We start from the raw sequence: 14371 nt of genomic DNA on the forward strand, positions 1-14371 counted from the left end.
TCCCCCGCCCCCGGGCCCCCCTCGGCCCCGGGGGTTTCCGCCCCCCCGCCCGGGGCCGCGGGGGGGGGGGGGCCCCCCCCGGGCGGCCCCCCCCCCCCCCCCCCCGGGCCGGGCTGGGCCAGACCGGTACGGGCCGGTACGGGCCGGTACCGGCCGTCAGGGTGAGGCGATCGTCGCGACGACGGCGATGATCACGAAGATGAGGAGGAACGAGCCGAAGACGAGCAGCATCTTCTTCTGGCCGTTCTGGGGGTTCGGGTCGAGCACGGGCATGCGCCCAGTCTCGCACCCGCCGCGCGGCGCGGTGCGCCCGGGGTCAGCGGGCGGCGGCCTCGTCCTCCACGGTGCGGTCGCGCCCGGCCAGCACGCCCACCACCGTCTGCGGGACCATCAGCGCCGCCATCAGCGCGAGGGGCAGGCCCCAGCCTCCGCTGTGCTGGTAGAGGACGCCCACCAGGAGCGGGCCGGGGATCGAGATCAGATAGCCGGTGCTCTGGGCGAAGGCCGACAGCTGCGCCACGCCCGCGCCGGTCCTGGCCCGCATGCCGACCATGGTGAGGGCCAGCGGGAAGGCGCAGTTGGAGACGCCGAGCAGCACCGCCCAGGCCCAGGCGCCGCCGGCGGGCGCGAAGTAGAGGCCGGCGTATCCGGCGAGGCCGCAGACGCCGAGCGCGAGCACGATCGGGCCCTGGTGCGGCAGCCGGGCCGCCACGCGCGGGATGACGAAGGCAAGGGGCACGCCCATCACCATGGTGACGGCGAGGAGCAGGCCCGCCGTGCCCGCGGCCACGCCCGCGTCCCGGAAGATCTGCGCCATCCAGCCCATGGTGATGTAGGCGGCGGTGGCCTGGAGCCCGAAGAAGACGGCGAGCGCCCAGGCGGTGCGGCTGCGGGTGACGCGCATCCCGGCCGGCGCCTCCGCGCGCGCGGTGGCCCGCGCGTCGGGCGCGGCCTCCCGCCTGCGCACCTGGGGCAGCCACGCCAGGACGGCGACCGCCGCCACGGCCGCCCAGACCGCGAGGCCGGACCGCCACCCGCCGCCCAGCGCGTCGGTCACGGGCACGGTGATCGCCGCGGCGGTCGAGGTGCCCAGGGCGAGGGCCATCGAGTACAGGCCGGTCATGGAGCCGACCCGGTCGGGGAACCAGCGCTTGACGATCACCGGCATCAGGACGTTGCTGACGGCGATGCCCATCAGGGCGAGGGCGCTGGCGGCCAGGAACCCGGGCGTGCTCCCGGCGTAGGGCCGTATCAGCAGGCCCGCGGTGATCGCGGCCATGCCCGCGCAGACCACCGCGCCCGGTCCGAAGCGGCGGGCGAGGCGGGGGGCGGTGACGCCGAAGACGGCGAAGCAGAGCGGGGGCACGGAGGTGAGCAGGCCGGCCACGCTGCCGCTCATGCCGAGGCCGTCGCGGACCTCTTCGAGGAGGGCGCCGAGGCTGGTGATGGCCGGACGGAGGTTGAGGGCCGCCAGCACGATGCCGACCACGAGCAGGCGTTGCGTCCACGCGCGCGTGCCCGTCCGCGACGGCTCGTCCGCCGCCGGGGCGGGCTGCGCGGGGGACGTCGTCGTGTGCGCCGGGGACGGCGTCGTCCGTGTTTCCTCACTGGCCATGAGGCTCATCATAGAATCATAGGATGATTGGTTGTCCATCCCCGGGTGCCGTCGTCCCGCCCCGCCCGTGCGAAGGTGTGCCATGCCCCTGAGCCATCCCCGTCGCTCGGCGCTGTCCGAGCAGGTCATCACCGCGCTGCGTACCCAGATCACCTCGGGTGAATGGCCGGTGGGCTCGCGCATCCCGACGGAGCCCGAGCTGGTCGAGCAGCTGGGCGTCGCCCGGAACACCGTCCGCGAGGCCGTCCGCGCCCTCGCGCACAACGGCCTGCTGGACATCCGGCAGGGCTCGGGCACGTACGTGGTGGCGACGAGCGAGCTCGCGGGCGTGATGCACCGCCGCTTCGCGAGCGCCGATCCGCGGCACATCGCCGAACTGCGCTCCACGCTGGAGTCCGGCGCGGCGAAACTGGCCGCCGAGCGGCGCACCGAGAAGGACCTCAAGCAGTTGGACGCGCTGCTGCTGCGGCGCGAGGAGGCGTGGGAGTCGGGCGACGCCGAGGCGTTCGTCGCGGCGGACGCGACCTTCCACCTGGCGGTGGTGGCCGCCTCCCACAACGACGTCATGACCGCGATGTACGCGGACCTCGGCGAGGTGCTGCGGGACTGGCTGCGCGAGGACGTCGGCGAGGAGCTGACGCCGGAGACGTACATGGACCACGCGCGGCTGGTGGACGCGGTCCGCGCCGGGGACGCGGAGCGGGCGGCCACGGAGGCGGCGAGCTATCCGTTCCTGTGCCGGCCCGGACGGTTCACGGCGTCCGGTGGCTGACCCGGGCCGTGGGGCTCACGGCCTGCGGTGACTGACCCAGGCCGCGCCGACCTCCTTCCAGCACCGGCCGGTCAGCCGTACGGTCATGGCGGGTCCGGCGTCGGCGGGGGCGCCGTCGGTGTCCAGGTCCCACCAGCGGGCGCACTCGATGTGCAGGCGGACGCGGTCGACCTCGGCGTAGGGGTTGTGGCAGTACGCCACGACGTGGGAGCCGCGGACCGTGACGCGGCACTCCGCGCCGAACGGCTCCGGCGGGGCGGCGGGCTTCGGTGCCCGCTCGCGCGGCGCCTGCGCGGGCGATGCCTCCGCGCGCGCGTGGGGCAGGGCGTGGTACGGCAGGGAGAGGACGACGAAGACGGCGACGGTCACTGGGGCCACGCTGCGGGACAGGCGCACAAGGGGGACCTCCTCGGCCGTGCTGGGGAGGGAAGCGCGTGCGGAACGCACACCTCAGCATGGCCGGTGACGGCCCCTCCCCGCCCGGTCGAGTACGCCGGACGGGTGACGCCCCGCCCCCCGCGAGACGCGGGGGACGGGGCGTCGGTGCCTCGGTGCTTCGGTGTTTCGGCCGGAGGTCAGGCGCCGATGGCGTGCAGACCGCCGTCCACGTGGATGATCTCGCCCGTGGTCTTCGGGAACCAGTCGCTGAGCAGGGCGACGATGCCGCGGCCGGCCGGCTCGGGGTCCTTGAGGTCCCACTCCAGCGGGGAGCGGCTGTCCCACACGGCGGCCAGGTCGTTGAAGCCCGGGATGGACTTGGCGGCCATGGAGCCGAGCGGGCCCGCGGAGATCAGGTTGCAGCGGATGTTCTGCTTGCCCAGGTCACGCGCGATGTAGCGGCTGGTGGCCTCCAGGGCGGCCTTGGCCGGGCCCATCCAGTCGTACTGCGGCCACGCGAACTGCGCGTCGAAGGTGAGGCCGACGACCGAGCCACCGTTCTGCATCAGCGGCAGGCAGGCCGTGGTCAGCGACTTCAGGGAGTACGCCGAGACGTGCATGGCCGTGGCGACCGACTCGAACGGCGTGTTGAGGAAGTTGCCGCCGAGGGCGTCCTGCGGGGCGAAGCCGATGGAGTGGACGACGCCGTCGAGGCCGCCCAGCTCCTCGCCGACGACGTCGGCCAGGCGGCCGAGGTGCTCGTCGTTGGTGACGTCGAGCTCGATGACCTTGGTGGGCTTCGGCAGCTTCTTGGCGATGCGCTCGGTCAGCGTGGGCCGCGGGAACGCGGTCAGGATGATCTCGGCACCCTGCTCCTGGGCCAGCTTGGCGGCGTGGAAGGCGATGGAGGACTCCATCAGCACACCGGAGATCAGGACACGCTTGCCCTCGAGAATTCCGCTCATGGTGATCAGTGACCCATTCCCAGTCCGCCGTCAACGGGGATGACGGCTCCAGTGATGTACGAGGCGTCGTCCGAGGCGAGGAACCGCACCGTCGCGGCGATCTCCTCCGGCTGCGCGTACCGGCCGAGCGGGACCTGCGAGACGATGCCCGCGCGCTGCTCGTCGGTGAGCACCTTGGTCATGTCGGTGTCGACGAAACCGGGCGCGACGACGTTGAAGGTGATGTTGCGCGAGCCCAGCTCACGGGCGAGGGAGCGCGCGAAGCCGACCAGGGCGGCCTTGGAGGCGGCGTAGTTGGCCTGCCCCGCGGAGCCGAGGAGCCCGACGACCGAGGAGATCAGCACGACACGGCCCTTCTTGGCGCGCAGCATGCCGCGGTTGGCGCGCTTGACGACCCGGAAGGTGCCGGTGAGGTTGGTGTCGACGACCGAGGTGAAGTCCTCCTCGGACATGCGCATCAGGAGCTGGTCCTTGGTGACGCCGGCGTTGGCGATCAGGACCTCGACCGGACCGTGCACGGCCTCGATCTCCTTGTAGGCCTGCTCCACCTGCTCGGCATCGGTGATGTCGCACTTGACGGCGAGGCAGCCCAGTTCCGTCAGGGCGGCCGGCGGCTCACCCGAACGGTACGTGATCGCGACCTTGTCGCCGGCGTCGGCGAACGCGCGGGCGATGGCGAGGCCGATGCCCCGGTTTCCTCCGGTGACGAGAACCGAGCGGCTCAACGGATCACCCTTTCGATAGGGGTCTGACACAACCGCCCGAACGCTGGGTGACAGGCGGCTTGCCTCGAACCTATCGGTCCGGTCGCGCTCGCGGACAAGGGGGCACCGACAGTGACGCCTGGTCGTCCCTGTCGGGTTTCTACAGTCGCCGCGCCTTCCATTCTGCCCGGCGCCAGGTACGTGAGCGGGCAGGCCCCTGGCGCGCGCCGTCCCCGGCATCTTGCGGTCGTACACCACCACCGTGGTCGGATCGTCGTGCGGCGACACTGCGTCGGCCACGGAGATCGGGTCCAGCGTTTCCAGACGCCCGACGAGGAAAGCCGCCCTGTGACGCACATTCCGGGAGGAGTATTTCGGTGATTGGGGCACGCCGGGCCCGGGACCGGACTGCCGCTCTCAGGCCGCGCCTATCGTGCGCGCGGCGTCGATCGTCCCGGCGAGGTCCGCGATGTCCGATGCCAGCTGCCGCCAGGGGCGGGCGAGATCGAGGACGTGCCGCCAGATCCTCAGCGCCCCCTCTCCCACCGGCACCTCGACCAGGCCTGGTCTGCCCGAGGCGTAGACGAGATGGCCCTCGGTGAGGCCGAGACGGACGCAGTAGGCAGTCATCTGGTACAGGTCGCCTCGCTGCGGTCTCGTCTTGAACTTGGCGTCCAGCACCATGGCCTGGCGCATCACCCCGTCGCGCGGCGACGGCAGGTAGTGCACAAGGTCCGGCTTGAGGACGTGTCAGCCCGCGACGTCCAGGGAGAAATTCCGGTCCTGCGGCTCGAGCCTGCCCCCGATGCGCAGGCGCAGGGCTTCACCGACCGCGCGAGCCAGGTAGGCCTCGAAGAGGCGCCACATGGTCACGAGCATCCCGTCGACGGCGTTCTCGCGGCCGTCGCCGAGTTCGTAGGAGGCACCGCGCAGAACAAGTTCGGCAAGGACGAGGACGTGGACGTAGCGGGCGTTGCGCCGGTCGGGGGTCCAGCGGGGTGCTGGCGCCCCGGTAGGCAGGAGCCGGACTCCGTCGAGCCGGGCGGTGAGGCGCTGGAGGGCGGAGCGCGGGGCCGGGTCGAGGCCGGGCACGCGCAGGAGACGGCGGGCGGCAGCGAGGAGGAGGCGGTTCTCCGGTATGTCGGGCGTGTGGTCGTCGTAGGCGACTTCCAGTGGCACGGGGACGCCCGGTCTGCGGCGGATCTGGTCGGCGTGGCGGATGCGGCCCCGGACGACGGGCAGCGTGTTACACGTCTCTCGGTAGTCATGGAGGACACCGTGCAGCAGGGCCCGTTCGGCGGCGGAGACGAAGGCGTGCGCGAGGGCTGGGAGGAGGTCCGGTCGCGCGTCGGCGGTGACCGGGCGCTGGTCGAAGTCGACGCGTTCGGGGGCGTAGGAGACGAGGTGGAGGAGACGGTCGACCGGGGCTTCGGCACTCAGTCCAGGCCGACCGGTGTGATCGGAGTGACCGGGATGTCGTCGGGACCGTTCGTCTGGACGAGCAGGAGGTCACCAACCGTTGCGTCGCGGCCGAGACCGAGGCGGGAGACCGGAACCGCGCCGGGGGCGTCCGCCGTGCCGACGGGCTGAAGATGCAGCTCGCCCTCCGCACCCTGGTAGGCGAGGACAGCCCACACCTCGTCGTGGCCGATGCGGGACACAACGCTGCTCAGTCGGTCGGGGAGGACCGCGCACACGACGGTAAGCCGTTGCTGCTCCGTCCTGGGGACGGGGGTCGCCGCGATCCGCTCTAGCACACCCGGCAGCGCCAGCGTACCCTCCAGAAGCCGCTGGACGGTCTCCCGCTCCTCGTCCCGGCCGTCCCCGGCCTCGGCGGCGGCGAAGTGCACCAGGGGAAGGCCGTCGTCCAGGGTGCGCTGCCACTTGGGCAGCAGGAAGTCGATGGTCAGGGCCTCTTCACGGGTGGGTGGGTGCACCTCGTCGCCCTCGCCGAACTGGGCCAGCCAGGCGTTCACGTCTCCCCAGCGCCACACCGGTGAGCGTCCGGTGATCCCCTCGGGGTCCGGAAAGGGCAGCTTGTCCTGCCGCCGCTCACCGCTCACCCACTGCTGGACGTTCTGGCGTGAACGCTCGACACGCTCCGCGATGTCGGAGACGCCGACGAGGTCGGGATCGATGCGCACCAGTCTCAGGGCGGGCAGGGACTTGCGCAGCCGTACGACGATGCGGTGAGCTGCGTCGATCGCGTTGACCCCGCTCTCCGAGACGTCCAGGAAGTGTCGGCCGCGATGGCGGGTCAGTACTCCATCGAAGGTGTCGTGGACGATCGCGACGGCCTTGTCGTCGTCCACCTCGATCCCGTCCACGACGAAGTGAAACTCGTACTCCATGACGCCCCAGCCCCCCATGCGTATGCCTGTTCGCTCTTCCTGGTTCCGGTATCTGCGCCTCTCGCTCCGGGGAACGCCCCCGGTGGCAAGCTTCGCCGAGGCCGACGGCGTTGTCAATTGCCAACGCCGCCTCGGAGAGCCGCACGCGGGTCGTCCGGGGGCAGCGGGCACCACTTCGCCTTGCGGGCTATTCGACGGGCCTCCTGGCCGGGATTCTTCGGCGTGCCGCCGACGCGGATCACCGTGCAGTGGTCCGGGCACGGGCAGTACAGCGTGCCCCAGTGCGCTTCCGACGTGAGCGTCCACCCGTCGGCGACGAGCCGCTTGAGGACCGCCCTGACCTCCTTGCTCGGATGGTCCGCCGCAGCGATCTCGCGTCCGACCACGTACGCCTCCACAAGCCTTCGCCCGTCGCAGAGCTGACCGTCAACTCGAACAGGTCGATAAGCGTACCCGCCTCTACTGACACTGGCCGAAATCACAACTCAGCCGACACAGCGGGTCGTTGCGGAAGATGATCGTCAACTATGACTGAACGGGACACGGGTCGTCCTGCGTGCAGACCGCGCACTCGGCCCACACCGTCTTACCCAGCCCCGTCCGCCCGGCCACACCCCAGCGGTCGGCGACAGCTTCCACGAGGAGCAGACCTCTCCCGTTGACAGCGTCCGCAGAGAGCTGGGCCGTCGGCTCGGGGAGCTCCGGGTACCCCGGGTGGGTGTCGGACACCTCGACGCGGACGAGCCCCGCGGACCGCTCGTACGTGAGCCGCAACTCGAAGCTCCCATCCGGGACGCAGCCGTGGAGGACCGCATTGGAGGCGAGTTCGGCCACGACGAGGGCGACGGTGTCGGAGGCCGGGCTGCCGTAGGGCAGGTGCCACAGGTCGAGCTGGTGCGTGGCAAGTCTGCGGGCCAGTCGCGCGCCGCGGCGTGTGGCGGAGAAGCACTGGGCGAACACACTTACGGTTACGGCCTCTTGGGCCCGTGGTGCTGGCATACGCCCAGGGTTCCGGCGCCCTCCCAGCCCCCGACAGGGACGACACCCATACAGGCGTGACTGTATCGGTGCACACTCTGGACTGGGTCGGTAACTCCCCGTGACCCCGGGTGTGGCGGGCAGGTTCAGCCAGGCGTGGAAGCGCGGACACGAGAGGCACGCGGCGATGAGAGTGGACCACGGCGGAGGCGGAAATGGCGGCACGAACGGTACGGAGGCGGAACTCTCCGAGAGTCTGAAGACCTTCGGCGCGGTCCTCAAGGCTCTGCGCGAGGAATCCCACCTGACCCAGGAGGAGTTCGCGTTGCGGCTCCAGTACTCGGCCGCGTACGTCGCGAAAATCGAGCAGGGGAAGCGGTTCCCGCCGGCGGACCTGCCCGCGCGGGCGGAGAAGGTCCTGGGGCCGGTCGCGGTCAAGGTCCTCACGGCGGCGGCAAAGAGTTTGACGAGGAGGGCGGGGCTGGCGTCGTGGTTCCGTCAGTGGGCGGGGATCGAGGAGGAGGCGATCTCCTTGTACGCGTATGAGTGCCGGGCGGTTCCTGGGTTGTTGCAGCCGGAGGGGTACATCCGGGCGATCTTCGACCGGCAGATTCCTCCGCTTTCGGAGGAGCAGTTCGAAAGGCAAGTCGCTGCCCGGCAAGAGCGGCAGCGGCTCTTGGACGAGCGCCCGAACACGGCGTTCTCGTTCCTCATCGAACAGGCGGTTCTTGAACGTCGCCTCGGGGGTGCCGAGGTAGCACGGGCGGTCATCAGTAACCTCTTGCAACAGGGCAGCCGACGGAACGTCGAGATCCTCGTCATGCCCCTGCGACAGGAGGATCACTCCGGCGTCGACGGCCAGATGTACCTCGCTGAACGCGACAACCACCAGTGGGTTGGCTACGTCGAGGGACACGACAGCAGCACTCTGTTGGCCGAGCCGAAATTGGTGAGTTCCATGCTCCAGCGCTATGGGAAGATGCGGTCACAGGCCCTGAGTCGTATGGCCACTGTGGACCTGCTGAGGGAGATGCAAGGAGCGCTATGAGCACCGAACTGGCCTGGTTCAAGAGCAACTACAGCGGTAGTGGCGGCGGAAACTGCGTCGAGGTCGCCGTGCGCCCCGAGGCGGTCCACATCCGCGACTCCAAGGACACGCGCATCCGTCCGCTCGTCGTCACGCCGACCGCCTGGACAGCATTCACGGCACTCGCGGCCGGCTCGTTTATAGACGGCTGAGTTCGCGTCGTACAGGACGTGCGCGGGCGGGCTCGGGAGTTGGTTCCGGGCCCGCCCGTTGGGCTGTGACCGCCTGTCCTACTCCTGCTCGTCCTCACCGAACATGCTGCGAGGTCCAGGGCGAAGGACGAGAGATTTACCAGCAGACAGTCCATGGGAATGCGGCACGTGAGTGTGCGGATATGTGGAGCCTTCCGCAGCGGCGGAACGGTCGCCTCACTGTGCGACGACGGTCTGCTGCACCCGATGTGCCAGCTTCATCGAAAGCAACCAGGCGCTCAAGGGACAGACCACACAACTGAGTCAGTCCAGTCTCCTCCTCCGTCACCCTCGTGCGGGTCCCCTTGCGTGCTCGCTGCACCACAGGGACATGCGTTCCCGAGAGGCCGGCCTCCGGGACATGATTCACTCCCAGCAACGGTCCTCAAGGTCCTCACAGGCGACAGCGCGAAGGGAACCCCATCCGTGCCCCATGAAATCGATCAGTCGTTTCTGGCGCTCCCCCTACGCGCCCTCGCCGACGCCGCGCTCGCACGCGCGCGGGCGCTGGGGGCGGAGCACGCGGACTTCCGCTTCGAGCGGGTGCGCAGCGCGTCCTGGCGGCTGAGGGACGCGCGGCCCGCCGGGTCGTCCGACACCACGGACCTCGGGTACGCGGTGCGCGTGGTGCACGGCGGCACGTGGGGATTCGCGTCGGGCGTGGACCTGACGATGGACGCGGCGGCCAAGGTCGCCTCGCAGGCGGTGGCCATGGCCAAGCTGTCCGCCCGGGTGATCGAGGCGGCCGGGGCGCAGGAGCGGGTGGAGCTCGCCGACGAGCCGGTGCACGCCGAGAAGACATGGGTGTCGTCGTACGAGGTCGACCCGTTCACCGTGCCCGACGAGGAGAAGTCGGCGCTGCTCGCGGAGTGGAGCACACGGCTGCTCGCGGGCAACGGCGTCAACCACGTCGACGCCTCGCTGCTCACCGTCCACGAGAACAAGTTCTACGCCGACACGGCGGGCACGGTGACCACGCAGCAGCGGGTGCGGCTGCATCCGTCGCTGACGGCGGTGTCGGTGGACGAGTCGAGCGGCGAGTTCGACTCCATGCGGACGCTCGCACCGCCGGTCGGGCGCGGCTGGGAGTACCTCACGGGCACCGGCTGGGACTGGGACGAGGAGCTGGAGCGCATCCCGGAGCTGCTCGCCGAGAAGATGCGGGCGCCGAGCGTCCAGCCGGGGCTGTACGACCTGGTCGTGGACCCGTCGAACCTGTGGCTGACCATCCACGAGTCCATCGGGCACGCCACCGAGCTGGACCGGGCCCTCGGCTACGAGGCCGCCTACGCCGGCACCTCCTTCGCCACGTTCGACCAGCTCGGCAAGCTCAGGTACGGCTCGGACCTGATGAACGTCACCGGCGACCGCACCGCCGAGCACGGCCTCGCCACCATCGGCTACGACGACGAGGGAGTGCGGGCGCAGTCCTGGGACCTGGTGAAGGACGGCACCCTCGCCGGCTACCAGATGGACCGGCGGATCGCGAGGCTCACCGGCTTCGACCGCTCCAACGGGTGCGCGTACGCCGACTCCCCCGGCCACGTCCCGGTGCAGCGCATGGCGAACGTGTCGCTGCGGCCGGACCCCGCCGGCATGTCCACGGAGGACCTCATCGGAGGCGTCGACCGCGGCATCTACGTCGTCGGGGACCGCTCCTGGTCGATCGACATGCAGCGGTACAACTTCCAGTTTACGGGTCAGAGGGCATACATGATCCGGAACGGCCGCCTCGCGGGGCAGGTGCGGGACTTTGCATACCAGGGGGTCACCCCCCAGTTCTGGGGCTCCATGGAGGGCGTCGGAGGCCCCCAGACTTACGTGCTAGGAGGGGCCTTCAACTGCGGAAAGGCTCAACCAGGGCAGGTCGCTGCCGTGTCGCACGGGTGCCCCTCCGCACTGTTTCGGAGTGTGAACATCCTGAACACCTCGAACGAGTCCGGCCGTACCTGAGGGGTCGGCTGAACCGGCCCGAAGTCTGCACCAGGTCCGCACGTCGCCACCGCGAACCTCCTACGCCACGTCGTCCCAGTCCTCGATGTCGTCCTCCGCGGGCGTCAGCGAGGGCGGGACGATCAGGCCCCTGAAGGGCTCCAGCTTGAGCCCCAGGCGGTTGTGCATGGTGCGGGCGCCCCGATCCATGGCCCGGCGGACCAGGTGGCCGTAGACCAGTTCCGTCGTCCTGGTGGTTCGGTGCCCGACCCATGCCGCGACCTCGAAGAGCGGGATCTGCGCGTGGATGGCCTCGGAGACGAAGAAGTGCCGGAAGCTCTTCGGGGTGTACTGCGGGGTGCCGGCCAGCTTCGCCGCCGCCTTGAACTGGTCCAGGAACCAGTCGTACGACGGGTGGCGGTCGTTCAGCCTGGGGGATTCGAAGAACCAGCCCCGATCCCCCCATGTCTCGAAGGTGTCGATGTGATCGTTGAAGATCTCGTTGATTGATTCGGGCACCGGCGTCTTCCGCGCCTGCTCGAAGGCGCGATGCTTCGTACCTCTCTTCACACCACGCCGATAGCCGGAGATTTCCTGGCACCCGTAGGCGGATACCTGGTGATCCACAGCGAGGACGCTGCGCTCCCAGTCCATGGACTCGTCCGACAGCGCCAAGGACTCTCCCGGGCGCATCCCGCAGCCCGCCATGGCCCAGAATCCGGCGCGGATGAGCTTCGGGGCTTCCGCGATGATCCCCAGCACCTCTTCCATGGTCGGGATGTCGTCGTCGGTCACCGGCGTGATCTGCTGCCCTGAGCGCCTACGAGGGTTCGCCTTCTTGCACGGATTTCGGCCGATGATCTCGGCGGCTACCGCGTAGTTGAAAACAGACGACAGGACGTTCTTACGTCCGTTGATTCCGTTTTCCTTGTATCCGCGCTCCTTCTGGTCCGCCTCCCATTCCTGGATGATCGTCGGCGTGATGCTGCCGATGGGCTTGTTCCCGAAGAACGGCCCGTAATGGTTGTCGTAGACGCTTTGATAGTTCCTCTTCGAGGACTCTTCGAGCGTTCCCGCCTCGACCCATTCACGCCAGACCTGCTGGAAGGTGCGCTGTCCCGCCTTGGGGTTGATGTACGTCCCCAGGTCCTTGTCCCGCTCGACCTTGACCGCGAAGGCTTCCGCGTCTTCGAGCTTCTTGAACGACACCTGCCGCGGCTTGCCCGCCCTGCCGCCCGGTTCCCGGTACGACACCCGGTACGGCTTGTGCGGGCACGTCGGTTTCTTGCGCCGGGGGCACGAACAGTCTTCCTTCTTGATGGTCGCCACGCTTGTTGAACCTCCGCAGGTTGATTGGTTAGCGACAGATCATCAGGCTAGCTGTGCCGCATCCGCGCCTCAACCCAGTTGTGAAGATCCCGCGTTCGGAACCGGACATGCTTGCCGACCTTCAGGTACGGGCTGCCCCAGCGCCGGTAGGAGTCCATGAGGACCCGCTTCGTCACGCCGAGTTGCGTCGCGGCCTCGTCCGGCGTCATGAGCAGGTTGCTGCCACCCCTCACAGCTCCCACCCCCGCGCCTCGTCTTCCGCCGCTTCACGGGCAAGCTGACGGCTCATGACCAGGTCTTCGGCGATTCCGGCGGCGAGTCTGGCAGCGCCGGGGGTGTAGCCGGAACCGACGTAGCGCCAGCTCGACTCAGTGATCAAGGCCGGGTCGTAGGTCGGTTCTGTGTCGCTGCGACGGTACGCGGCTCGTTCATCACGCAACGCCGCGTACGTCGTCGAGTAGCGGCGGGTCTTGGTGAGGACGTGACCGCGGTATCGGAGGCTGTGAGCCCATGACCGCAGCCTGAGGTGTCCAGTTCGGGCAGACCGCCCAAGCGACAGCAAGTGGCCATCAGAGCCCGTACGTGGGGCGCGACGACCGCGGCAGCGATGTCGTCCGGACCTGATACGCGGTAGTCCAGTCCGGCGCCGGTTTCGGCGGTGCCCTTGGAGACGTATTTGGCCACGTAGGCGGCGACAGCGTCATCGGTCGGCCCCTCACCGCCCTCGAAGGCCCGGATCGGCCGCGCATCCAGCTGCTTCCCCCAGACGAGGAGCGCGTCCCCGTAGGCGCACGATTCCGCGGCCCGTACGTTCGCCGACGCGGCAGCCGTGAGTACGGCTTCGGTCAGCAGCTCGGTCGTGGCCCAGCGTGGGGGTGGTGTGCCGGGGCCGGCAGGACCGTCGAGGCGGACCACGGCATGGAAGTGGATGGCGGCCCGCTTCTGGTACTCGGCCACCTTCGCGAAGGACACCACCAGGTGGTCACGGAGACATGAGCGCGGTATCCCTGCGGCGGAGGCCAGGTGACGCCGTGCGGCGGTGGTGAACCGATCCCACAGTCTCCCTGCGTGCGCGTGCCACAGCACATGGCCCACGTAGTCGTAGCAGTCCGCGCACAGCGGGCGACCCAGCGCGGGGTCATCCTCGGTGTGGACCAGGCCGCAGCCGACGGGACGCCCGTGCTCGCATACGCCGCCGTCCCTGCGCGGTCGACACCGCTTACCGTCGCGGGAGCGGTGGACGGGCCCGAACGAGGGGGCCGTCAGGGTGACGAACAGGCGAGGCTGGTCCCGAACACGCTCGGGGACGTTCTTGCCGCCGGACAGGCCCGCGCGGATCAGTTGATAGGTGTCGCCCGCGTGCAGGTAGGCGCACGGCGCGCAGACCGAGGCCCGGCGGTTGCGACAGCGGACGGCCAGCCGCTCGCCCGGTTCTCCGGCCGTCGAGTAGGACGAGATCACCTCACCCGTCAGGGCGTCGGAGGTAATGATGGAGCCGGACAGGTAGACCGGATGGGCACAACCCCCAGCCGGTCAAAGCGATGTGAAGCCTCGCAAGGGGGCAAAGTGGACCAACGCCGAAAGGTGGCAGGTCTATCTAGCCGCAGCAGGGTTGATCGTGGCGATCATCGCCACTGTGGGGCAGTTCGCACGCTAGCAGCCCCACGCACGAGACGGTCACGACCAGGGCCGCAACGCGCAAAGCCCGGTCGGCAGGTAGGCGACCGGGCTCGTGAACTGCGCTGAAGGGCTCGATTCGGGGTGCCACCCGAGGCGGGCCCTTCGGTCTTGCACGCGTGCAAGTCAGCTTGCTTCCGCGCAAGACAAAGCTACCGCACTTCCATCACTCCGGAGCCGGTTCCAACGGACAACTTCCACATAGCTTCGGAGTGACTGCGCTCCTCGAACGACCTGGCCAGACGGGAACGACGGGCCCGAGGATGACGGCAACTGACCCGCCCGCGCACATGCTCTCTAGTGCCGCATCAAGCAACGTTTGCCCTGTCGACGACCGCGCGTAGGCGTCGGTCGTCGGCATGGCGGTTTCGCCAGATGATGTAGCGGCGGAT

General features: G+C 69.6%; 14 protein-coding genes and 3 pseudogenes. 4 read left to right on the top strand and 13 right to left on the bottom strand.

Going from position 1 to position 14371, the window contains the following annotated elements; genetic code table 11:
- Positions 1–156: 156 nt before the first annotated feature.
- Complete coding sequence (locus ACFV9M_RS40590) at positions 157–273, bottom strand: SGM_5486 family transporter-associated protein (protein WP_385077999.1); 117 nt, start codon at positions 271–273, stop codon at positions 157–159.
- Positions 274–316: 43 nt separating this feature from the next.
- A complete protein-coding gene (locus tag ACFV9M_RS40595) occupies positions 317–1627 on the bottom strand; it encodes a CynX/NimT family MFS transporter (RefSeq protein ID WP_385078002.1) in 1311 nt (436 codons plus the stop codon).
- 70 nt (positions 1628–1697) lie between these two features.
- Here ACFV9M_RS40595 and ACFV9M_RS40600 point away from each other — a divergent pair, with 70 nt between their 5' ends.
- Positions 1698–2387 carry a FadR/GntR family transcriptional regulator gene (locus ACFV9M_RS40600; RefSeq protein ID WP_385078005.1) on the top strand — a complete coding sequence of 230 codons (690 nt, stop codon included), beginning with the start codon at positions 1698–1700 and terminating at the stop codon, positions 2385–2387.
- Between the two features lie 15 nt (positions 2388–2402).
- Here ACFV9M_RS40600 and ACFV9M_RS40605 read toward each other — a convergent pair whose 3' ends face one another.
- The 7 genes and pseudogenes from ACFV9M_RS40605 to ACFV9M_RS40635 all read right to left on the bottom strand — a co-directional run bounded on the left by ACFV9M_RS40605 (position 2403) and on the right by ACFV9M_RS40635 (position 7784).
- Positions 2403–2783 carry a hypothetical protein gene (locus ACFV9M_RS40605; protein ID WP_385078008.1) on the bottom strand — a complete coding sequence of 127 codons (381 nt, stop codon included), beginning with the start codon at positions 2781–2783 and terminating at the stop codon, positions 2403–2405.
- A 179-nt stretch (positions 2784–2962) separates the two neighbouring features.
- Positions 2963–3730: an enoyl-ACP reductase FabI gene (gene fabI / locus ACFV9M_RS40610; protein WP_385078011.1), complete on the bottom strand. Its 768-nt coding sequence runs from the start codon at positions 3728–3730 to the stop codon at positions 2963–2965.
- A 5-nt stretch (positions 3731–3735) separates the two neighbouring features.
- Positions 3736–4455 carry a 3-oxoacyl-[acyl-carrier-protein] reductase gene (gene fabG / locus ACFV9M_RS40615; RefSeq protein ID WP_385078013.1) on the bottom strand — a complete coding sequence of 240 codons (720 nt, stop codon included), beginning with the start codon at positions 4453–4455 and terminating at the stop codon, positions 3736–3738.
- Positions 4456–4851: 396 nt separating this feature from the next.
- Positions 4852–5874 (bottom strand): annotated as a pseudogene (locus tag ACFV9M_RS40620) (McrC family protein).
- A complete protein-coding gene (locus ACFV9M_RS40625; RefSeq protein WP_385078015.1) occupies positions 5871–6785 on the bottom strand; it encodes a helix-turn-helix transcriptional regulator in 915 nt (304 codons plus the stop codon). Before ACFV9M_RS40625 ends, ACFV9M_RS40620 begins: the two are co-directional and overlap by 4 nt.
- Before the next feature lie 113 nt (positions 6786–6898).
- Complete coding sequence (locus ACFV9M_RS40630) at positions 6899–7171, bottom strand: hypothetical protein (RefSeq protein ID WP_385078018.1); 273 nt, start codon at positions 7169–7171, stop codon at positions 6899–6901.
- Between the two features lie 139 nt (positions 7172–7310).
- The gene (locus ACFV9M_RS40635) at positions 7311–7784 is read right to left on the bottom strand and encodes an ATP-binding protein (protein ID WP_385078020.1); all 474 of its coding nucleotides are present in this window, start codon (positions 7782–7784) and stop codon (positions 7311–7313) included.
- Positions 7785–7950: 166 nt separating this feature from the next.
- On the opposite strand from ACFV9M_RS40635, the gene ACFV9M_RS40640 reads away from it, so the two are divergent.
- The 3 genes from ACFV9M_RS40640 to ACFV9M_RS40650 all read left to right on the top strand — a co-directional run bounded on the left by ACFV9M_RS40640 (position 7951) and on the right by ACFV9M_RS40650 (position 10994).
- On the top strand, positions 7951–8811 hold the full coding sequence (locus tag ACFV9M_RS40640) for a helix-turn-helix domain-containing protein (RefSeq protein WP_385078023.1): 861 nt from the start codon (positions 7951–7953) through the stop codon (positions 8809–8811).
- Entirely contained in the window at positions 8808–9002 is a 195-nt protein-coding gene (locus ACFV9M_RS40645; RefSeq protein WP_385078026.1) for a DUF397 domain-containing protein, read from the top strand. Before ACFV9M_RS40640 ends, ACFV9M_RS40645 begins: the two co-directional genes overlap by 4 nt.
- 465 nt (positions 9003–9467) lie before the next feature.
- Positions 9468–10994, top strand: coding sequence for a TldD/PmbA family protein (locus ACFV9M_RS40650; protein ID WP_385078027.1), 1527 nt, complete (start codon positions 9468–9470; stop codon positions 10992–10994).
- Positions 10995–11054: 60 nt separating this feature from the next.
- Here the strand turns inward: ACFV9M_RS40650 and ACFV9M_RS40655 are convergent, their stop codons facing one another.
- From ACFV9M_RS40655 to ACFV9M_RS40670, 4 genes and pseudogenes are all read right to left on the bottom strand, one after another.
- A complete protein-coding gene (locus ACFV9M_RS40655; RefSeq protein ID WP_385078030.1) occupies positions 11055–12302 on the bottom strand; it encodes a tyrosine-type recombinase/integrase in 1248 nt (415 codons plus the stop codon).
- A gap of 47 nt (positions 12303–12349) precedes the next feature.
- Positions 12350–12535, bottom strand: a complete 186-nt coding sequence (locus tag ACFV9M_RS40660) for an excisionase family DNA-binding protein (protein ID WP_385078033.1) — start codon at positions 12533–12535, stop codon at positions 12350–12352.
- Positions 12532–13805: pseudogene (locus tag ACFV9M_RS40665) on the bottom strand (replication initiator). Before ACFV9M_RS40665 ends, ACFV9M_RS40660 begins: the two are co-directional and overlap by 4 nt.
- 482 nt (positions 13806–14287) lie before the next feature.
- Positions 14288–14371, bottom strand: a pseudogene (locus ACFV9M_RS40670) (transposase); the annotation flags it as partial.

The organism is Streptomyces sp. NPDC059895, assembly GCF_042731035.1.
Classification (GTDB): domain Bacteria; phylum Actinomycetota; class Actinomycetes; order Streptomycetales; family Streptomycetaceae; genus Streptomyces.